16 protein-coding genes are annotated in these 21,040 nt (G+C 45.0%); 9 read left to right on the top strand and 7 right to left on the bottom strand.

Annotation, left to right across the window (positions count from 1 at the left end; translation table 11 throughout):
* Positions 1–119 precede the first annotated feature (119 nt).
* Together DDR33_RS06570 and DDR33_RS06565 are read left to right on the top strand one after the other, a co-directional pair.
* Complete coding sequence (locus tag DDR33_RS06570; RefSeq protein WP_109414974.1) at positions 120–1,178, top strand: sensor histidine kinase; 1,059 nt, start codon at positions 120–122, stop codon at positions 1,176–1,178.
* The gene (locus DDR33_RS06565; RefSeq protein WP_109414973.1) at positions 1,168–1,854 is read left to right on the top strand and encodes a LytR/AlgR family response regulator transcription factor; all 687 of its coding nucleotides are present in this window, start codon (positions 1,168–1,170) and stop codon (positions 1,852–1,854) included. Before DDR33_RS06570 ends, DDR33_RS06565 begins: the two co-directional genes overlap by 11 nt.
* Before the next feature lie 110 nt (positions 1,855–1,964).
* On the opposite strand, the gene DDR33_RS06560 is transcribed toward DDR33_RS06565, so the two are convergent.
* A complete protein-coding gene (locus DDR33_RS06560; RefSeq protein ID WP_202913671.1) occupies positions 1,965–3,110 on the bottom strand; it encodes a TlpA disulfide reductase family protein in 1,146 nt (381 codons plus the stop codon).
* Between the two features lie 205 nt (positions 3,111–3,315).
* On the opposite strand from DDR33_RS06560, the gene DDR33_RS06555 reads away from it, so the two are divergent.
* Entirely contained in the window at positions 3,316–5,523 is a 2,208-nt protein-coding gene (locus DDR33_RS06555; RefSeq protein WP_109414972.1) for a TlpA family protein disulfide reductase, read from the top strand.
* A gap of 85 nt (positions 5,524–5,608) precedes the next feature.
* On the opposite strand, the gene DDR33_RS06550 is transcribed toward DDR33_RS06555, so the two are convergent.
* The 3 genes from DDR33_RS06550 to DDR33_RS06540 form a co-directional block, all read right to left on the bottom strand.
* On the bottom strand, positions 5,609–5,944 hold the full coding sequence (locus tag DDR33_RS06550) for an L-rhamnose mutarotase (RefSeq protein WP_109414971.1): 336 nt from the start codon (positions 5,942–5,944) through the stop codon (positions 5,609–5,611).
* Between the two features lie 11 nt (positions 5,945–5,955).
* Positions 5,956–6,978 (bottom strand): aldo/keto reductase, encoded by a 1,023-nt coding sequence (locus tag DDR33_RS06545; RefSeq protein WP_109414970.1) that lies wholly within the window; start codon positions 6,976–6,978, stop codon positions 5,956–5,958.
* Positions 6,979–7,042: 64 nt separating this feature from the next.
* Positions 7,043–8,677, bottom strand: a complete 1,635-nt coding sequence (locus DDR33_RS06540) for an alpha-L-fucosidase (RefSeq protein WP_109414969.1) — start codon at positions 8,675–8,677, stop codon at positions 7,043–7,045.
* 148 nt (positions 8,678–8,825) lie between these two features.
* On the opposite strand from DDR33_RS06540, the gene DDR33_RS06535 reads away from it, so the two are divergent.
* Positions 8,826–9,713: a helix-turn-helix domain-containing protein gene (locus tag DDR33_RS06535; protein ID WP_109414968.1), complete on the top strand. Its 888-nt coding sequence runs from the start codon at positions 8,826–8,828 to the stop codon at positions 9,711–9,713.
* A gap of 60 nt (positions 9,714–9,773) precedes the next feature.
* Here DDR33_RS06535 and DDR33_RS06530 read toward each other — a convergent pair whose 3' ends face one another.
* From DDR33_RS06530 to DDR33_RS06520, 3 genes are all read right to left on the bottom strand, one after another.
* On the bottom strand, positions 9,774–10,982 hold the full coding sequence (locus tag DDR33_RS06530; protein WP_109414967.1) for a PepSY-associated TM helix domain-containing protein: 1,209 nt from the start codon (positions 10,980–10,982) through the stop codon (positions 9,774–9,776).
* Position 10,983: 1 nt separating this feature from the next.
* Positions 10,984–13,449: a TonB-dependent receptor gene (locus tag DDR33_RS06525; RefSeq protein WP_109414966.1), complete on the bottom strand. Its 2,466-nt coding sequence runs from the start codon at positions 13,447–13,449 to the stop codon at positions 10,984–10,986.
* A gap of 182 nt (positions 13,450–13,631) precedes the next feature.
* Positions 13,632–14,321, bottom strand: a complete 690-nt coding sequence (locus DDR33_RS06520) for a hypothetical protein (protein ID WP_146198713.1) — start codon at positions 14,319–14,321, stop codon at positions 13,632–13,634.
* Positions 14,322–14,572: 251 nt separating this feature from the next.
* Here DDR33_RS06520 and DDR33_RS06515 point away from each other — a divergent pair, with 251 nt between their 5' ends.
* The 5 genes from DDR33_RS06515 (at position 14,573) to DDR33_RS06495 (ending at position 21,036) form a co-directional block, all read left to right on the top strand.
* Positions 14,573–14,830, top strand: a complete 258-nt coding sequence (locus tag DDR33_RS06515) for an FUSC family protein (protein ID WP_109414964.1) — start codon at positions 14,573–14,575, stop codon at positions 14,828–14,830.
* Between the two features lie 189 nt (positions 14,831–15,019).
* On the top strand, positions 15,020–15,604 hold the full coding sequence (locus DDR33_RS06510) for a hypothetical protein (RefSeq protein WP_146198712.1): 585 nt from the start codon (positions 15,020–15,022) through the stop codon (positions 15,602–15,604).
* A 91-nt stretch (positions 15,605–15,695) separates the two neighbouring features.
* Positions 15,696–16,265, top strand: a complete 570-nt coding sequence (locus tag DDR33_RS06505; RefSeq protein WP_109414962.1) for an RNA polymerase sigma factor — start codon at positions 15,696–15,698, stop codon at positions 16,263–16,265.
* Between the two features lie 104 nt (positions 16,266–16,369).
* The gene (locus DDR33_RS06500) at positions 16,370–17,509 is read left to right on the top strand and encodes a FecR family protein (protein ID WP_109414961.1); all 1,140 of its coding nucleotides are present in this window, start codon (positions 16,370–16,372) and stop codon (positions 17,507–17,509) included.
* A gap of 266 nt (positions 17,510–17,775) precedes the next feature.
* Positions 17,776–21,036: a SusC/RagA family TonB-linked outer membrane protein gene (locus DDR33_RS06495; RefSeq protein ID WP_158280654.1), complete on the top strand. Its 3,261-nt coding sequence runs from the start codon at positions 17,776–17,778 to the stop codon at positions 21,034–21,036.
* Positions 21,037–21,040 lie beyond the last annotated feature (4 nt).

Raw genomic sequence — 21,040 nt, 5'->3', positions numbered from 1 at the left:
GGACTTCTTTCGGTTTCCCGTCCGAATTCGTTCTTTTGCAGGACAAACCGGGCAACTTGCAGAACTTATTTCATGAACAGTGATAACAGGCTAACCTTTGCAGTACTCAAAATAAGATCATGAAGAAAAAAACCATCATCATTATTCATCTTGTTTACTGGTCAAGACTGCTTTTCAGTATTATCCCGTTAGTGTCGTTTCAGTTAAAATCATCTACCTCCGACCTCTATACGCTGTCGCTTCTATGGAGTAGGTTCATTTTTCAACTAGTGCCACTTTTCTCCTTCTACGTTGCTTACTGCTTCCTTTTCCCGACATATTTTACCAGAAAAAAATACCTGACTTTCGGAGCACTTGCTGTACTGACAACACTTTTTACTTTACTGATAGGAGAATTATTCATTGTCCCCTTCAAACGTGAATTCGGAGATATTTTATCTTCTCAAGACAAACATAATGCAATATTATACCCGTTGAAACTGAGACTTCTGAATATGATGTCAATGACTATCAGTGCGATTATCAGCGGCAGTTTGCTCAAAGCCCTGATCTTATGGTTTAACGAGCGGAAGATTAAAGAAACACTTGAGAAAAAAAATCTTCAGACGGAACTGGCGCTGCTACGTGCGCAGATCAATCCTCATTTCCTTTTTAATACACTCAACAACATCGATATCCTGATCGAAAAGAGCCCGGCTAAAGCCTCCGAATATTTAAAAAAGCTTTCCGACATTATGCGGTTCACCATTTACGACGCCTCAGCCGAGAAGATCCTGTTATCCCAGGAACTGGAGTATATCAGCAAATACATTGACCTGCAGCGCATCAGATCATCGGCTTCCGGTTTTGTAAAACTTGAAGTGACCGGGGACCCGGGGAATCTGCAGATTGCTCCTATGCTATTTATTCCGTTCATCGAGAATGCGTTTAAGCACAGCACCAACAAAAAACAGGAAAATGCTATTAATATTATCATCAGGATCATCGGTGAAGAGATCTACTTTTCCTGTAACAACGTGCTTGATAAAATTCCCGGACTTGAAAAAACAAAAGGAGGTGCCGGCTTGGATATCATAAAAAACCGTCTAACTTTAATCTATCCGGATCATATCCTCCACATGGAAAAAACAGAATCGAAATATATAGTAAGCCTGAGCATTAAGCTGAATGAAAATTAACTGCATCATCATAGAAGACGAACCTCTGGCACAGGAACGGCTAAAAGACTATGTCATTAAAGCCGGATTTCTGCAGCTTACCGGCATATTCGACAGTGGAATCGAAGCCATCAGCTTTCTCAGAACCGCCAAAGTCGACCTGATCTTCCTGGATATTCAAATGGACGGCTTCACAGGAATACAACTTCTGGAATCCCTCACCCAACGTCCCGAGGTGATCATTTCTACAGCTTTCGACCAGTATGCGCTGAAAGGCTTCGAGCTTAACGTAGCGGACTACCTGCTCAAGCCTTATACCTTCGAACGCTTCCTGCAGGCAGTAAACAGGGTGTTCGACAAGATCAGCCAGGACGAACGCGTGAACCTGCGGAATTTCCTGTTTGTAAAGACGGAGTATCGTCTGGAAAAGGTCTTACTGGACGATATTCTTTTCATAGAAGGAATGCGCGATTACCGTCGTATTCATACACCAGCTAAAGGTGTCATGACTCTTCAGACCTTTAAAGACCTGGAACAGGAGCTTCCGCCCGCCAGGTTTTGCCGGGTACACAAATCCTACCTTGTAGCCATTGATAAAATTGAAAGTATTGAAAGGGATCGGATAAAGATCCGTGACAAGTACATCCCCGTTTCTGAAACATTTAAAGAAGAATTCCTGAAGAGGATATTTGCTTAGGTTTTCTATGGTAACTCATTCCTGATGTGGTTTACAGCTTTACAAAAAGCTCTTCTCAAAGGAATAAAAAAAGGAGATCAGAAGAGGCCGGAGCCTCTTCTGGTAAAACCTTATATTTTTCCAAGAATACGACTCAGCGTACTTTCCAGTTCTTCGCCACGTAAATTAGTGGCAATGATCTTCCCGCTTGGATCTATCAGAAAGTTCTGCGGAATAGCGCGAACGGAATAAAGACCTGCGGCCTCATTCTTCCATCCTTTCAGGTCTGATACCTGGGTCCAGGTTAAGCCGTCGTCATGAATAGCTTTTATCCAGCGATCCCGTGCATTGGTTTGATCCAGGGACACACCTAGTACAGTGAATCCTTTCGACTGATAAGTATTAAACGCCTTTACCACGTTGGGGTTCTCCTTGCGGCAAGGGCCGCACCAGCTTGCCCAAAAGTCTATCAGTACATATTTACCCCTGAAATCATGAAGAGAAACCTGTTTGCCAAGCGTGTCTGCCATGGTAAAATCAGGAGCCATCGCACCAATGGCGGTCTTCTTCATCTTCGTTATCTCTTCCGCAAAAGCGACACCAGCTTTGCTGGACTTTACGGAAGCCGCCAGCGAATTGAACAAAGGTTCTACTTCTTTTACATCCGGCACAGATCCCCCTAAATTTTTGATAGAAAACAAGCTCAACAAAGACGCCGGATGACTTTTGATAAAGGCTTTATAAATAGATTTCTGTTCTTCTTCCAGCACCTGGTATCGCTTTTCAAGTGCGCTGGTAAACTCCTGAGACTTTTGTTTTTCTTCCGGGGCCTCAGAATATTCTTTATTTATAGCAGCCATTTTTTCATTCACGGGCTTCAGCAAATTGTTCAGAACCGCGTTATCTGCATTTACAGGACCTCCTGAAACCTTAGCATTTTGCAGCGAGTCTTTGCTAGACACGGTGATCTTACCGTTCTCAAGATAAAGAGGGATCATGGCAAGACCCCGCTGACGGATGCCTGTACCATTTGGGTTAATGATCAGGTACGAGCTAAGCGGTTCGTTCAACGTTCCGGAGAACGCAAATGTCCCGTTTTTAATCACGGCAGAATCAGTAGTAGCCCCCTTTCCGGTCTGGTAATAAAGATAAGCCTTTGCTGTCTCCGGCAACGGCGCAACCTTTCCATTCAACACATAATTCCCGCTTTGCGCCATAGATAAGCCAGGAACAGCACAAAAAAACAGGCCGCCCAGCAATTTCATTCCATATTTCATATTTGTATATAATATTTGGTGGTTAAGATAGGTATTTTCAGGTATTTTCTCACAATACACTTATTTGAGGATTAATATCCTCAAATAAGTGTAAAAAGAATCCATATATCTCTCCTGGATTCAGGAAAAACATTATATTTACAAAACCCTCTGGCACAATGACGTGCCGGAAAAGAATCTAATCATATAACTAGCAAATAACCCCATGCAGAAGCAGATCATTACCCTTGTCGCGCTTACGCTGTTTTCATACTTTTCCTTTGCCCAGAGGAAGATCCTGAACCCGGCATACGAATTCAGAAACACCGGGGTGAGCGAAATTTCCAGGATCGAGATCAAAAAAAACGAAACGCGGCTCTGGGTACACTGCACGTTCCTTCCGGGATGGTGGATGAAGTTTGAGAAACAAACCTTTATTAAAGCCGGCAGCGGTGAGAAGCTGTTTATCAGGAGTATGGAGAACGGCGAAATTGATAAAGAAATTTACATGCCCGCTTCCGGCGATTCCACCTTTATATTGGTATTCCCTCCTCTTCCCAGGGGTTCACAGACCATTGATTATGGAGAAGGAGAAAAGACCCTTATTTACGGAATTTCGCTAAATCAGAAAAGAAAGGCAATTCCACAACCGGACTCTGTTCCGGCAAGCGTGGAAGAATGGCTCAATGCAGAGCTGGAAAAGAGCAAAAAGAAAACACCGGTTGATTATTCGTCTCCCGAATTCTTCAGCCGCGATACTGCCAGGCTGGTAGGTTACATCAAGGGGTACGACCAGAGAGCAGGATTTTCAACCGGCATCGTGTATGCTTCCAACGACCTGACCGATGAAGATTTTCCGACGGTGATCAGTATCCATGAAGATGGGCGCTTTGAGGCTAATATCCCTATGTCTCATCCAAAATATACTTACCTGGTAATGGCAGACAGGACTATCCCGTTCTATTTGGAACCAGGCCGGAGCCTGTCGATGGTACTTAACTGGGAAGAATTCCTAACAGCCGACAGGTTAAGGAACCAAAGAAACACCTTTAAAGATATCGTGTTCGGCGGCCCCCTCGCCCGGGTTAATGGTGACCTGATGTCTGCAGCTTTGCTGCCACCTGATTACGACTCATTTAAAAAATTAGTCAAAACGCTTGCCCCGGCTGACTTTAAAGTCCGCCAAATGCAATACTGGAAAGAAGCCGAAGAAAAGCTTAAGCGGAGCTTAAAAGAAAAAAAGATCAGCCCCCAAGCTGAAAAGATCCTGAGCAATGAAGTCATGATCAGCAATGCCAGCTACATGTTTGACTATCTCATGGACAGGAAATATCAGGCCACTGTTGATACAGGGAATGCTATACTGAAGATCCGTGAAAACCTGGACTATTATGATTTCATGAAGCTGATCCCTCTCGATGATCCGACCCTGCTGGCCACCTCTTCATTCGGTACATTCATTAACCGCTTCGAGTTTGCGAATCCCTTTAAAGGTTCCTTTCGGATCTCAGTGATCACCTCACCCGACAAATCTTTTGGCCAATACCTCTTTACAGAACTCGGACTTAAGCCGACAGTGCAAGACAAAAATTTCCTTAAGCTTGAACAGGAAGTGCTCAAGAAACTCGGAACGAATCTTACAAAAGAGGAAACAGACAAGATGATGAAGGATTTCGAAGTACAGTCAAAGTTGTTCTACGAGCGATACAAGCAGCACAACGAGGGATATAAAACCAAGTACCTGAAAAAGCCCGAAAATACGTCTGTTATGCTGGCAAAAAAGGGTTGGGCATACAAAGACTCAGTACTGAACACAGATTTCAGGCTTCAACCTGGATTGGTTTATCAGATCGCCAAGGTACGCTCGCTGGAGTTTACGTTCGAACAGGTAAAGGATAAGGATGCGGCCCGTGCTTACCTCACTGCGTTCGAAGACGGAATTACTCACCCCTTCCTCCTGTCGGAAGCCGAACGCATGTTCTACCAGGCATATCCATCCGTTGCAAAAACGGCTTATGATCTGCCGCAGGGAAAAGCCGCTGATGTTTTCCGAAAGATCATTGAACCGCACAAAGGCAAAACCCTCATCGTTGATTGCTGGGGTATCTTCTGCGGGCCCTGCATCGCTTCTATAAGGCATTTTAAAGAAAGCCGCCATAAGTACAAAAACAACGGTTCATTCGAATTCATTTTCATTACCGCAGAAAACGAGTCCCCTCTCAACAAATATGATGAGTTTGTAAAAGAACAGGAGCTGGCGAACACCTATCGCCTTTCCTCTGATGACTATCTCTATTTACGCGAACTGTTCAAATTCAACGGCATTCCCAAATACATACTGGTCGGAAAAGACGGGAAGATCCTGAACGACGATTTCGAAATGCATAATTTCGAATCTGAAGTGGGAAAATTCATCGCACAGAAGAGTAATTAGCTGTTTGATAAGTAGGGTAATATCTAAAAAAGAACTTTCGGCATAAGCTCTAATTAAAAAAACGGGGGATCCCCCGTTTTTTTAATTAGAGCTTAAATATCTGTTTCATCAGCACCCACTTTTCGCCATCCGCTGCCCAGGGAAGCGGTTCCTGAAATTTCCACATAAGCTGCTCCCACTCCTGTACTTTTGGGTTGGCTTCGTCGCGGGCCGCCTTTTCATCGTTCCTGAAGTCGTCGGGAGTATCCATGATCATAAACAGGCGGTTACCAGTGCGGTAAATCTCCATATCAGTCACCCCCGCATCAATGATGCTCCTGCGGATTTCCGGCCAGCCGTTCTCGGCCTTATGCCAATGCTCATATTCAGAGATCAGCTGCGGATCATTCTTTAAATCCAGCGCAAAACACTGTCTTTTCATATAAGACTATATTAGTAGAGAAATGACTCTGCGTAATCCGCATCTATCAGATTATTTGTAACGAGTATACGCCAGAAATTATCAGGAATAACAACCCGGCCCATGCCTGCATTTGCCTCGACCCGATTAGGATTTGTCGTGCTCAGAGCCACACTTTTCACGCCCGGTGCACGCAAGGCAAAGGCCACACATGCAGCTTCCGGCCTGATATCAGATGCTGCACAGATCTCATAAAACGATTCGCGCCACTGATAGAGGGCAGGATTCGTTTCGCGCGACACGGGTTGATAGTTGTAGTAATCCAGCCCGGTCAGAAAACCACCGTTAAACACTGCTGAATTGATAATGGCCACGCCCTTTTTCTCAAGTTTCTTCATAAAAGCAACCAAATCAGCCGGATGGCTATGAATGGTCATACTGTTGGCAATCATCACCCAGTCAAGAGCGACCACCCCACTAATCTCCCGGATGATCTTCCAGTCTTTCGAACCAACGCCAATGGCCTTCACTTGTCCGTCTTTTTTAAGGTCGTTTAAAGCCCGGTAGGCATCCAGAATATCTGAAAACCGCTCCGCTTTTTCCTGCTCAGTTTTTGCAGCTGCCAGGTACTCATCGGGATCATGAACGGATACCCATTCAGCTTTGTAATCCCCAAGAAGCGAATTCCCCTGCTCATAGCAGGCCAGGATCCCGTCGTAGCTGATCTGCTGAACCGCGTCATACTGAAGATCTTTCCATACTCCTGGTTCAAACGTCGGTTCCGGTGTCGTCAGTTCCGTTCTGTACCAGCCCAGCTTATTGCTGATCATCACCTTATCCGGGCTTACACCGGAGGCTTTCAGACCTTTTCCAAGCGACTCAAGAGCAAGGCCGGCGCCGTATTTGCCTGCAGAATCAAAGAATACCCTACCTGGACTGTGCTTTACATATTCCTTTATAATATCGTCTTTAAGCTCCTGAGGTAAAGCTTTGTATAAATTCCCCAGACCGCTTGTGCCAAAAACAATTTCCGGCAATTGAAGATGTTCATTCATAATGTTAAGTAACAACCGTGTACCGTCATCCGGTTTCCGGTCTTTTATAATTTAAATTTAATTCTTAAACAATTGCACCGCTGATCTTTAAGACCGCTGCATGCTGCGACAGCGGCTGTCCGGGAAACTTCACCTCCAGTCCCTGATCACTCTGACTGAATTCAAGTGGCTCGCCATGTCCCAGCAAACGTACATCCGCAACCTTTCCCTTCCCTCCAAGGCTTTTTACCAGTATTTTATTCTCTTCCGGCCATCCCAGGAGGATAGCGTAAAGAATCTTCCCTTTCGTGGTAAAACGGATATCAGCTGCCGAAAAAGGTTTTCCTTTCCCTTCATTAAAGCCCTGTGCAGTCAGCGGAGCCGCACTGCCCGCCGCAGGCCCTTCGCCAAATACAGTCCAGGGCCGGCTGCCATAAATAGCCTCGCTGTTTACCTTCATCCATGAAGCGATCCCCTCCACAATCGCGCGTTCCTTCTCATCAATCGTCCCGTTCCCCCTGACCGGTATGCTCAGCAACAGATTGCCGTTCTTACTTACCACATCACAAAGGGTATGGATCACAGTTGCAGCAGACTTATAATGATCCCCATTATACACCCGCTGATCATAGTGCCAGTTGCCCAGGCAGGTATCAGTTTGCCATGGCAAAGGCTCAATCCGGTCGCTCTGGCCGCGTTCAATATCCCAAACCATGCATTTGCGCTGCTGTTCATCCAGTATCTTACCAGTGATTACTGCATTCAGTTTGCCGTGCTTTTTAATGCTGGTGTTGTACATGTGAGCGGCAATCTTCAGGCCCACATCACTCACCGGCCAGAGAGGCAGCGCCGTATCATCAAAGTACACCAGGTCGGGTTCATAGTTGTCTATCAGCGCCAGGGTCCTTTTGTAAAAGTTCTCCATATAAGCCTTTGAAGGGATTGAAGCGCCATCTCCCCAGTTCCATTGTTTATGGCCGTCCCTGTTAGGGGTGCTTAAAGGATGATCCTGGGCGTAGAGTTCCCGGGGATCCAGCCCCTCCCACCATGTGCCCTTCCCCTTGTCTTTCGTAATTTTACCATCATAGGAAATTCCTGCAAAAGGACCCGATTTGTCTGCCCCCTGGGAAGCTTCGTAGAAGGTCCAGGCATGCGAAGCATGCACACTAACGCCGAAAGGCAGTCCGTTTGCCCGTGCTGCGTCCGCCCAGCCTTTGATAATATCCTTACGGGGTCCGACGCGGGTAGAGTTCCATTTGTGATATTTGGTCGGGTAAAGGTCAAGGTTGTCATGATGATTGGCAAGCGCAACAAAATACCCTGCTCCTGCCTTTTTATATAAGGCCACCAATTCTTCGGGATCCCATTGATCTGCCTTCCATTCGTTGATGACATCTTTAAAACCAAACTTCGACGGGTGCCCGTACTTTTTGCAATGATATTTATACTGGTCACCACCTTCCCTATACATGCCCTGGGCATACCAATCGCCATATTCCGGCTGACATTGCGGCCCCCAGTGTGCCCATAATCCAAATTTAGCATCGCGGTACCAATCAGGTACCTGATAGCCGGAGAGAGAATCCCAAGTGGGTTGAAAACGGAGACCGGCGCCGGTTTGCCCCGCCAAGGGAGGCATCCACGTACCACTGTAAAGTTTTGACAGATACAGGGACGAAACTCCTGCCAGGGCTCCTTTCAGCAAAGTTCTTCTGTTCATATAAGTTTAATTTGGTTTAGTCAAATCTAGTACAATCGTGACAGCAGGACTTGACTCAAAAAGACTTTTTTTTGTACAAATCCGACTTTTCTATTGTTTACTATTATTCAGAAGGCTAATTTTATCTGCCAGGAGTCCAGGGCTCATCATGAACAGAAGAACATTCCAGCACATTTTTACGCTTTTAAATGTCGACAGGGTGAGCCTGAATTCGAAATGGAATTATGGTAATGTGATAAGCCCCTATCACCGGATTTACCTCATTGACGAGGGGGAAGGTGAACTAAAAGACAGCAATGGACCGACCAGGCTTGAACCCGGATATTTATACATTATTCCTAGCTTCACGCTATGCACCATGAGCTGCAACCATCATCTTGGGCAGTACTTCGTTCATTTCTTTGAAGATTCCATGGATGGAACTTCATTGTTTACCAACAACCGCTTTATCCTGAAAGTCAAGGCCACAGAAACCGATTTCCGGCTTTTCGCCCGGTTACTGGAAATCAACCCGGGAAGAGGAATCAACCGGTCTGACAACCCTAAATTGTACGAAAAAGACATCTTTTATAAAGAATACCAGGAACTCAACAACCTGCAGAACGTAGGCGAATACATGGAGACCCAGGGAATGCTGCTGCAGCTGGCAGCCAGGTTCCTGAGTTCCAATACGCTCAAACAGCAGGATGTGAAGATCATCCCCGTTAAGATAGCCGAAACGCTTAATTACATCCAGCTGAACCTGCACGAAGAACTTTCGGTATTCAACCTCGCTGAACGGATCAATCAAAATCCCGATTACTTTTCCAGGCAATTTAAGCTCTATACAGGTTCACGCCCTGTCAGTTACATACATGAGAAACGGGTGGAACGGGCACAGTATCTGATGGCCACCACAAAGATGACTTACCAGGAAATCGGCGCCGAAACAGGATTTCAGGATCTCTCCTACTTTTCGAAGACATTTAAAAAGATCACAGGACTGTCTCCCCGCGAGTATAAAAAGCAAATGTACCTGATTGGCTTTCCTTCGTAGAGTAGTTGCCATAACCCTGACTCACTTAATTGAACACTACCTAGCACACAGAACATTAAATCACCCGAGACTTTGACGGACCTTTGATCTGTGTGTAGCTTTTCTGTATCTGGTCTTCCGTCCTTTTTTATTTCTTTTTCCCCACCATATCAAAAATCCTGTAATAGGTAAGGTTGCACATACCAGGCTGGCAAGAAATGCGAGGATTTGAGTTGGCAGATTATAGATCCGTCCTGTATGAATATCCTTATTCGAGTTTCTCCATTTTAAACCAAGGGGCTTGCCGGCATGCTCAATCTGATCAAATTGTTTCCCCGTTCTCGCGTCATAATAATAATAGCTGATATTACGCCATCCGTCGGTCGGGTTTTTAAGATAAACAAAGGCCATAAGCGAGTGGTTGCTGCCTTCCGGCAAATTTAACCCAATGACTTTATAATCACCTCTTAGCTTAAACATCAGATGATCCAATATCTCATCCAGGTGATTGCCGGTTGTATCCGCGGTTATGAGAGCCGGTGCGCTACGTAACAGAACAACAGGCTTCGATGAACCGAGTGCTTTGTAAATACCTCTCTCCCACCATTTGAACGACCAGGTTAATCCGGTTATGGCAATGATCATCGCCACAGGCAACACATAGAATCCGATGCTATTGTGCAGGTCATAGTTTACACGTTTCCATCTCGCCCGCCATTTTATCGACAGACTTTTCTTCAGTTGCCGGATATTCTTAGGGAGCCATAGTATAAACCCAGTAACCAGCATAACCAGAAAAAGCAGAATGCAGGAGCCGATAATAAAACTTCCAATCGGTTTGACCAGCAACAATTGTCTGTGAAGCTGCTCTGTTAAGTTAAAAAACTCGTACCTTGTGTCAATTATACCAAGCACCTTACCGGTATAAGGATTTACATAAATATCGTCATAATATTTAAACTGGCTGAAGTAGCTCCAGGTAATATCTTTACGTGCATTAACTTTAGAAGCGGTGAAAATGTAGCTATTCCCTGTCCCGCTGATCCGGATATCGGTAATAGGCTTTTCCGGCCCTATTACCTTTTGGGCATTTCCCAGTAACTCAGAAACAGGCCTTACTGGGCCTGTTTCATGAACATTTACTAAATCCGGATGGAAGAGATCAAAGAGTTCCTGGTCGAAAACGAGTATACAACCGGTAACTGATACGATGACCACTATTACACCAGTAGTCAGTCCGATCCATAAATGCAGCCATGCTGCTACAGCCTTGACCTTCCTCCAGTTCATATTAATTGAAGGAATAAGTTAAAGTCGCTAAATAATTCGATGGTGCTCCCGGAAACAGGCGAATGTAATCATATCCACCAACCCAATATTTTTTACCGGTGATATTATTAGCATTGAACTGCAGCTGGATCTTACCTACCGTGTAATAAAGGGCTCCATTCACCAGCATGTACTCAGGAATACTTTGCGTCGTATTGAGTGAAAGGGTACGTTTACCTACATAATTGGTTCCCGCTCCTATGCCGAGGCCTTTCAGTAAACCGTAACTAAAATTGTAACGTGTCCATATATTCGCAAGGTTACGTGGCGCATTCGGGTTCTGCATCCCTTCCTCTGCTGCGTTCGGGCTCTCGGAAATATAAGACCTATTATATGCATAGGATGCGATCATGCTCCAGTAAGGCGTAACACGTCCCGTCACATCAAATTCAATACCTTTGGATAAAACCACACCGACTTGCTTAAGCAAGTCGGGCTTGCCTTCAACATTTGCAGGGTACAGGACGTTGTTTTGTTCAATGCGATAAACCGATGTCGTGATACCTAAACGGTCATTCAGGAAATTCCCTTTGGCTCCGAACTCAATCATATCACTTTTTAAAGGGTCAAATGGACCACCGGCATTCGGATTAGCCAATGTGGATGCACTTTGTGGATTATAGCCTGTCACATAGGATCCATAGACATTTAGATTATTCAGAATCGAGTAAACGGCGCCTAACCTTGGCAACCAGACATGAGAATGAGTCTTCACCTCATTAGGAGCTGCATAATTGCTAAAGTCTGTGTAATACTCATACCGTACGCCCAGTAATAGTTGTAACCGGTTCCATTTCAGTTGGTCCTGGATATAGCCTGCGTTCAGATAATAGTAGGCAGGTGCGATGCTTGCAACAGTATAAAATGCTTTGCTGTCATCCTGCAGTTGTTGGGAAGCCCGGATGTTGTTCAGGTCAAAGCTGGGAACATTAGGTACCGGAATGCCTTTTTTATCGAATAAATATTTCAGACTGTCTGCTACTTTATAAGAAGCTATAAAACCATTGTTGAGTACATTCCTGTAACCTGAAGCAGTAAGCTGTGAAGCTCCTACCGGAGTTTTCTCACTTCCGTAATCATAACCGGCAACCAGTTTGTGTTCAATTGCCCCTGTTTTGCCGGTATAGTTTAGAAATGCGGAAAAATTGTCAATATACCGTTTACGCTGACGGGTAAATATCTGCATTGCAACCAGGTTTGGGATATTCTTGCCTAAACTATCAACAGCATAAGCATTGGCACTGCGATGCTCATAAAGGTCCTCATTATAACCGGTTTTGAGGTAAGATGCACTGAAATTTAATTTATCCGTGAGTTGCCTGCTTAGGGAAAATGTTACCATATAGGTATTTTCATTAAGCCTGTCATTAGGGGTACTTAACGCCAGGGAAATCGGTGTTGAATTCAGATTATTACCAATAACTGCCTGCCCGCGATCCAGACGGCTGCGGGAACTATTATATACCAGGTCGAAATTAATCCGGGTTTTCTCATCCGGTATGAATGATAACGAAGGTGCAACGATTAGGTTCTTATCGAATTGCAGATCCCGGAAGGAATTAGCATCCTCATAGCCCAGATTGAGACGGTAAAGTAAGGAGCTGTCTTTAGTAGCCGGCCCGGTGAAGTCTACCAACCCGCGAAACGTGTTGAAACTTCCCAGTGATACACTAACAGATTTACGGTTCTCATCGAGCGGCTTTTTGGTGACACGGTTTACCACTCCACCCGGACTGGCGTTGCCATATAAAGCGGAAGCAGGGCCTTTCAGAACTTCGAGCCGCTCCAGGTAATTAGTTAAGGGCTGCTTCCAAAACCCTGTACTGGTGCGCAAACCATTCAATAACTGGGTATTACTTTGACCGTTCACCCGAAACCCACGGATGGTGAGGTCATCATAAAAAGTAAACTGATTAACACCGCTGAAATTTTTAACAACATCACCGGTCCGGACAACACCCTGGTCAGCCATGAGTTCCTTACTGGCATAGGAAACCGATTGTGGTAAATCCATTATATCGGTCTGTGTTTTGTTCCCGATAAAGGTTGCTTTCGTTTTATAAGTGCGTTCTTTTCGGCCGGTAATCTCTACAGATTGCAGTTGAGTTTCGCTTTCAGCCAAAGTTAAACTGATCTCTATATTTTGCCCGGCAAGGACAGTTATTTCCCGTCCGGCCTTCTTATAGCCCAGGCCACTGGCAATAATCTGATACTTGCCTGGCTGAATCTGCTTAATTTCATAGAAACCACGGGCATCTGTCATCGCGCCCTTGCCTGTTCCTTGCAATGCCACGCTGATATATTCAATGGGTTTGTTGTCTGAGGTAGTGATACGTCCGCGCACAGTTGCTGTGGTCTGTGCAAATAATGGAAGTGAAATAAAAACTAAAAACAGGGGAAAGAAAATCCAGAGTAATACTATTTTCATTGTAATGAGGTTGATCTATGCCGCAAAGAAATAACTTATTTAGACCAATTACAAATAATATGATAAAATTGCGCGATTCCACTTGCAGCTAATTGTTGACTATGCTGTTTGGACGTTTACGCATGCGGGGCGACTGGCTCCGGGTACACGCTTAATAATTTTATTATTAAAAAAGCAATAGCTTATTTATCATAGTGCAGCAGAAACCCTTTGTAAACTTGAAGTACGTGTTTTATGGCTTGGCGCTGACGGCTTGAAATTTGCCTGATGTTATAATACTGATGCCCATTAAACTTCACCTTCGCTGAACGTGCATTTGCTAGCTTTGATAGTATTAACAAGGCCTGTCCTTCACCAGGCTCATCAAACCATTCCCAAATATCTCCACCCCCGTTATCCCGTTCAACTTTACCCGGGATGTAGTCGAAATTCACCCCGTCGATATTGAAGATGGCATTATCAATAAAAAGCCAGTCATCAGAAAGATATTGAACTCTGAACCTTAAGAATACTTTAGTTGCGTCTTTTCCAATATAACACTCTATAGCGTTTGCATTAGTAAACTTCGGCGAAGACTGATCGTAATACCAGGTCATTTCTTCAAACTCATCTTTCTTTTTATAGCACGATCTCAACTTTGCCCTGAAAGTTTCTTTATCGATTTTAATATTTTCCAGATCTGAGGGAACATAAGGCTGGATAGGTGTAATTTTGCTTGATCCGGAGTTCGCAGTGGGCGTACTTATATCTATTCTTTTAAGAGTATTCTCCCGGCGGGATAATATTCCCAAGCCGATAACGAGACCGAATAGCAGAGTACCGAATAATAAAATGAGGCCGAAAGGCGGCTTTTTTTTAGGTTTTTTATCCATTTTGATTACAGGTAAAACAAATAAAAAACCTTCGCAAATGCAAAGTCTTTTATTTCGTTGAGTGTTTCCTCCCCCAATTAGTTGATCCCTTGCCGTTTGAAAGAATCTCTTAAAATATGATCCCAGGCTGTGAAGCAACTGTAAAATGGAAGTTGCCTTTGTGAGGAGACTTTTCTTGCTGTTTATGTTTATATTAGCGAAAGCGGATGAAAGAATCAGGATAGTTCCGCAAATAGAAAACAACATAACACATGAAGATTGAAAATCTATCAGAGCTGAGCGATAATGAGCTCCAGGAGAAGCTAAAAAAATTAAAAAGCAACAAAATTATGGATGGGGCAATGATAGGATTTACTGTTGGAATTGTGGCTTATAGTGCGATAAAGAACGGTTTTACTTTTTTTACATTCTTTCCTCTTATACTGACATTTTTCATCCTTGGAAATTCTAAAAACAATAAGATACTGGAGAAAGAAATAGAAAAGGAACTGGAAACGAGAAAGATTTGATGTGTCTATTTGTGACTTATTTGTTAAGTCTACAATACTAAATATTACTTTCACAAGAACCTGAAACACATTCGGAGAGGCCTTAATTGTTAATTTATCTTAAGCACCATGCGAACTCTTACAGTTCCATTATCCAAAAGCAACAAAACAGGCATTTAATGGTTATCAATACTTTCATTAATGTATGCCATGAAGAAATGCTTTTTAATAATGTTGCTTCCGGTATTATTCTCGTGTAATAATCCTGCAGGTAAATCGGCTGCAGGTTCAGGTACAACAGACAGTGCTGAGATCAATGGAAAAATATCTCCCGGTCAGCTGATTATACCGGGCGAGGGTATAGCACATTTGACTATCGGTTTACCTGTTGACAGCGCCGTTGCCAGACTCGGACGTCCGGACTCTTCAGATGCGGCCATGGGCAGTGCCCTTATGGCCTGGTACAGCAAAGACGCCAACCGTTACCGCACTGCCATTTTTGCGCGCAGAAATATGGGTAATGAAGATGTTAGCCGCATAAAAATGATTATGGTGAATTCACCATGGTTTAAAACCAAAGATGGTATAAGCACCGGGACTGCCCTTGCGGCAATAGAGAAGAATTACTCATTAAAACATGTAGACAATGCTTCAACGCGGCAGAAAAGGGTTCAGGTTTTTGACGACATTAATAATGGGATTGCCTTCGATATTGATAGCGGGAGCAAAAAGTGCATTGCAATAACAGTCCACGCAGCGGGGGATAGTTCAGGAACTTATATTAACATGCGTTAATAAGAAAAATAAAGGTAAAAAATCGCCGTGACTCACATTTAGATTCCTAATCCGCTCCATTTTTTCATATATTCGTCTTACGAGCGATAAATTGAGAGAATCAAGCACCCTTTCTGACGAACAACTGATTGTTTTGCTAAAAGCAGGCGAACAGGCAGCCTATCTGGAGATCTATGACCGGTATAAATTTGTCTTACAACAGCACGCTTTCAGAAAACTGGGAGATATGAATGAAGTGGAAGACCTGATCCAGGAATTATTCATATACATATGGAATAAAAGAGAGTCTCTGAATATTACTACAGGTTTGTCCGCTTATCTTTTTACAGCGGTTCGTAACCGCGTCTTTAACGTTTATGTTAAAAAAAGGCGGGAGGCAGATTACCTTACGTCACTACAGGAATTCATCGACAGCAGTGAGTATACCACCGACCTGATCGTAAGGGAAAAGGAATTTGCAGCGCTAATTGAAAGGGAAATTGCAGCTTTACCGGCACGCATGCGCGAAGTCTTCCTTTTAAGCCGCAACGCCGGCCTTACTCACAAACAAATTGCGGAGCAGCTTGGCACATCAGAGCTGACTGTTACTACGCAGATCCGTAATTCCCTGAAAATCCTTCGTTTACGATTGGGCTCACTCTTCTCTTTACTTCTTTTATAGCCCGTCTGGCTAAGAGACACTCATTTTATAATTTTTTTTAAGAAAGCAATACCAGTATGCTCCTGATCCGATTGTCATGTATATAATTAGGTTTAATTCCCGGCATGATGATTCAAAGAAAAGAGGCAGAAAATTTACTGCAAAAATATATTGGGGGAACTGCGACAGAGGAAGAACGGGCATTGCTTGAGGCCTGGTATGCAAAATATGAGATGGAAGGCCTGCCGGAAGTAAGTGAGATAAGCAAACGTCAGCAGGCTGAACACATTCGGGAGGCTCTGATCGCTCATAGTGGCAGCGCAAAAAGTATGGCCCGGACCGTTCCGGTATGGCCCCGCATGGCTGTAGCAGCTTCGGTTGTTTTCCTGCTTGCTTTCGGCACCTGGATTTTCCGGAATAAGCAGGAAACGCCTCAGAAGCCTCGAAAAAGTATAGCAGGTGATGTGGCGCCGGGCAGCGACAAGGCAGTCCTTACCCTGGGCAACGGAACACAAATGAACATTAGTGGTGCAAGATCGGGTTTGTTAACCAGGCAGGGCAACACGCATATCAATATCCGGTCGGGCAAGGAGCTTATTTACAATGCAGTTAAGGAAAAAACCTCCGGTGAAATTGAATACAATACACTGACCACTCCCCGTGGTGGGCAGTATGCGTTGACTTTGCCTGATGGAACAAAGGTGTGGCTGGATGCCGCGTCTTCAATCACTTTCCCGGTGGCTTTTACCGGCAGTACCCGGGAGGTCAAGATCTCCGGACAGGTTTATTTTGAGGTAGCTCATCAAAGAGCGAAGCCATTCAGGGTAAAGACCGGCAACCAGGTAGTGGAAGTGCTGGGCACCCGTTTTAATATTAACGCTTACGCGGATGAACCAGATGTAAAGACGACGCTGTTTGAGGGAAGTGTTAAGGTGTCGGATGCTACAGATAAAGTGGTTTTGAAGCCCGGTCAGCAGGCGGAGAACGATGACAGGAGGATCAGCGTGAGAGATAATGCCAGCATGGATGAAGCCATTGCCTGGCATCAGGGTTTGTTCCGGTTCGAGGATGCCGATATAAAAACGGTGATGCGGCAGCTGGCACGATGGTATGATGTTGATATCAGCTATGAGGGTAAGGTAACAGAACGCCGTTTTTCGGGGAAGATCTACAGGAATATCAGCGCCTTGCAGGTTTCAGATATATTGAGTTATAAACAGATCCGCTTCAGGATTGAAGGAAAAAGGATCATTGTGATGCCATGAATTTTAAGCAATTAATTAATCTTTAGAATTATGAATATATATCTACGACAACAGTCCTGAGTAAATCAGGGGGCCGGAAAAAAAAACGCAGAAGTGGTTCGAAGCACTTCTGCGTAAACGTCCGGGCTAACCCTTCCGATAAAAATCGGTAAAACAATTTGGTCAACTATTTCTGTATTAACCCAAACTTCACAAAAGTAATGATTTTTAATGCTTTCTGTAAAGCTATGCCCCAGGCATGGCTTCCCCCCAAACTTGTGCTTGTTATGAAGCTGACTACACTGATGATGATCGTGGCCCTGGTACAGGCCAGTGCCAGAGGATACAGCCAAAGGATCACCCTGGACGAAACGAATGCCCCGCTGGAGAAGGTGCTGGCTTCTATTGAGAAGCAGTCGGGTTACGTTTTTTTCTATGATTCTAAAGATGTGAAGCAGAAAGTAGATATCCGGGTGAAAGATGCCGGGATAGAAGATGCGCTTTCCCTTTGCTTCCGTTCGGTTCCCCTGACCTATAAAATTGCCGGTAAGACTATCTTATTGCAGCAAAAAAGTTCACAGGAGACAGCGGAACAATCCTTAGCGGCGATTAAACGGATGGATGTCCGCGGGAAGGTGGTAGATGAGAAGGGACAGCCTTTGCCAGGTGTTACTGTAACTGTTAAAGGAACAGACCGGGCCGTTATAACAGGTTCAGACGGAGAGTACATGATCACGAATGTGAATGAAGGGAGCGAGCTGTTCTTTAGCTTTATAGGCTACAAAACGACTTCGGTTAAAGCAAGGGCTGAAATGCCGGTTATCAGCATGGAGGTAAATGTTTCAGACCTCGACGCTGTAAAGGTAATCGGCTATGGCACCACTACGAGGCGTCTGGCTACCGGCGCGGTAGCAACAATTAAAGCACAGGATATAGAAAAGCAGCCGGTTTCAAATCCTGTCATGACCTTGTCCGGGAGGATGGCCGGCGTGCAGGTAACCGAGGGAGGCGGCATTTCCGGGTCTAACTTTAAAATTTCGATCCAGGGTCAGAATAGTATTGTTGCCGGCCAGCTTCCTCTTTATATCATCGACGGTATCCCATTTGGTGGCAAGCCGATAGAAGCTACGGCAGGAGCAAGCACCAGTGCGCCACCGATAGTTGGAGGACTTGGACTCAGTCCGCTGAACACCTTGTCGCCAAATGACATTGAAAGCATTAATGTCCTGAAGGATGCTGATGCCACCTCAATATATGGTTCAAGGGGAGCGAACGGAGTGGTATTGATCACCACCAGGAAGGGAAAAGCGGGAAACACGAAACTGGAAGCCGAAGTCTACAGCGGGCTGAGTGAGATCAGCCGTAAGCTTCCGATGCTTAACACGGAGCAATATCTGGCGATTCGTCAGCAGGCTTTTAAAAACGACGGAATAACACCTGCTGCTGGAAACGCGGCAGACCTTACCTCATTCAATACGGGCGCTGATAATGATTTCCAGGATATCTTCTTCGGGAATACGGGTCATTTTACCAATGCGTCCGCTACCCTCTCGGGTGGTAATGAGCGCACCCTGTTTTTAGTCAGCGCGAATGCCCGTCATGAAGGAACGATTTTGCCGGGTAATTCGGGAGACGACCGAACTGAGGTACGGTATAACCTGCAGCATCATGTTCCGGGAAATAAGTTTTATATCAATACTTCCGCAAGTTTTACCAAGGACGACAATAATATTGTTCCCATATCTGTAAACCAGATTTATGCATTACCGCCGAATCTCCCACTTTATACTTCTGACGGCAGACTTGCCTGGTATACCGGTTATACGAATCCGGCTGCTGCGCTGAAGAACATTTATTCGGTTAAGACGAACAACCTGCTGGCTAATGCCACTTTGGGATATAATATTTTGCCGGGACTGAGTTTTAAGACGGACCTGGGGTATAACCGGATCAGTGTAAATTCGGTCACAGCTTCATTGATCGCTGCGCAGAACCCGGCGAACGCTGCATCGGCAACAGGGCAGGTAACAAAGATCAGCACAAGCAATGACCTGGTGGTAATCGAGCCACAGTTTAACTATGGTGTTACGCTGTTCGGGGGAAAGCTCGATGCATTAGCGGGCGGAACGTATCAGAAAGGAAACTACGATCAGGATTTTTTTCTGCTCGGCTCGTTTAAGAACGATGCCCTGTATAATGATCTTGGAAGCGTGACGCCTCTGATCAGTGCCAACGGTTTTATCGAGTCCAGGTTCGTTTCTGTATTTGGCCGGCTAAGCTATAATTGGGATGGTAAATACATCATCAGCGGGAACTACCGCCGGGACGGTTCCTCCAGGTTCTCTCCGGGCCACCGTTTCGGGAATTTCGGGAGTATGGGCGCCGCCTGGATCTTCTCTGAGGAAGACTTTATTAAGGAGCACTTAAGCTGGCTCAGCTTTGGAAAGTTAAGAAGCAGTTATGGAAGCGTCGGGAACGACCAGATCAATGATTATGGCTACACTCCGGTTTACCAGAGTGGCTTCACATCCTACAACGGTCAAACCGGACTTGCTCCTTCGGGCATTGAGAACAAAAATTACTACTCCTGGGAAATCACAAAAAAATTCAATCTTTCACTCGACCTGGGGTTTCTTAAAGACAGGATATCCTTAAGCGGGACGTTTTTCCGAAACCGCACCAGCAATCTGCTCGTTAACAGTGTTCCCCTGGCCTCCCAGGCCGGCTTTACCGGGTATATGGGGAACTTGTCCGGTACGCTGGTGCAGAACAAAGGGATTGAACTGGAACTAAATACTACGAATGTAAGGACCAGGCGTCTTACCTGGTCTTCATCGGCCAACCTCACCGTTTCGCGGAATAAATTGCTTGCTTATCCGGGACTGGAGACAGCGCCGTATTCGACGGGTTATTTTACACAAGGCTATGCCGTCGGTTACTCACTTAACCTGCTGTCGGGATACCGGTATACTGGTATAGAGAATGGCCTTCCGACAGTAGCCGATCTTAATGGTAACGGCACCATCAGTACCGGCCTGGCCGCAAATCATAAGGGCGATTTTGATATCCTCGGGACTAAAGATCCGAAATTCTACGGCGGTCTTAATAACAGCATCTTGTTTAATAACTTCCAGCTTGATTTCCTGTTCCAGTTCGTAAAACAAAGAGCTTACAATATCTACAGTTACCTGAACACGATAGGCTTCCCCGCACCGGGCGGGAATTATAACCTTCCGGAGGATATCCTCAAGTATAATTTCAACTACAGCACTTTAGCCGGTTCCACAGCATCCCAGGCCTATAATAATTACTTTAAGTTATCGGATGAGACGGTGGGCGATGCGTCGTTCATCAGGCTGAAAAACCTGTCCCTTACATATAAATTCACACATGGACTGAAACGCATCGGGGTTAAAAATCTCAACATTTTCCTGAGGGGGCAGAACCTCTGGACGGTCACCAACTATATCGGCTTCGATCCGGAAACCCAGGGAACAGCTATCCCTCCACTAAAACTATACTCTTTAGGTTTACAAGCTTCATTTTAACAGA

The organism is Pararcticibacter amylolyticus, assembly GCF_003130405.1.
Lineage (GTDB): Bacteria > Bacteroidota > Bacteroidia > Sphingobacteriales > Sphingobacteriaceae > Arcticibacter > Arcticibacter amylolyticus.
This window is presented reverse-complemented; position numbering and strand designations above follow the sequence as displayed.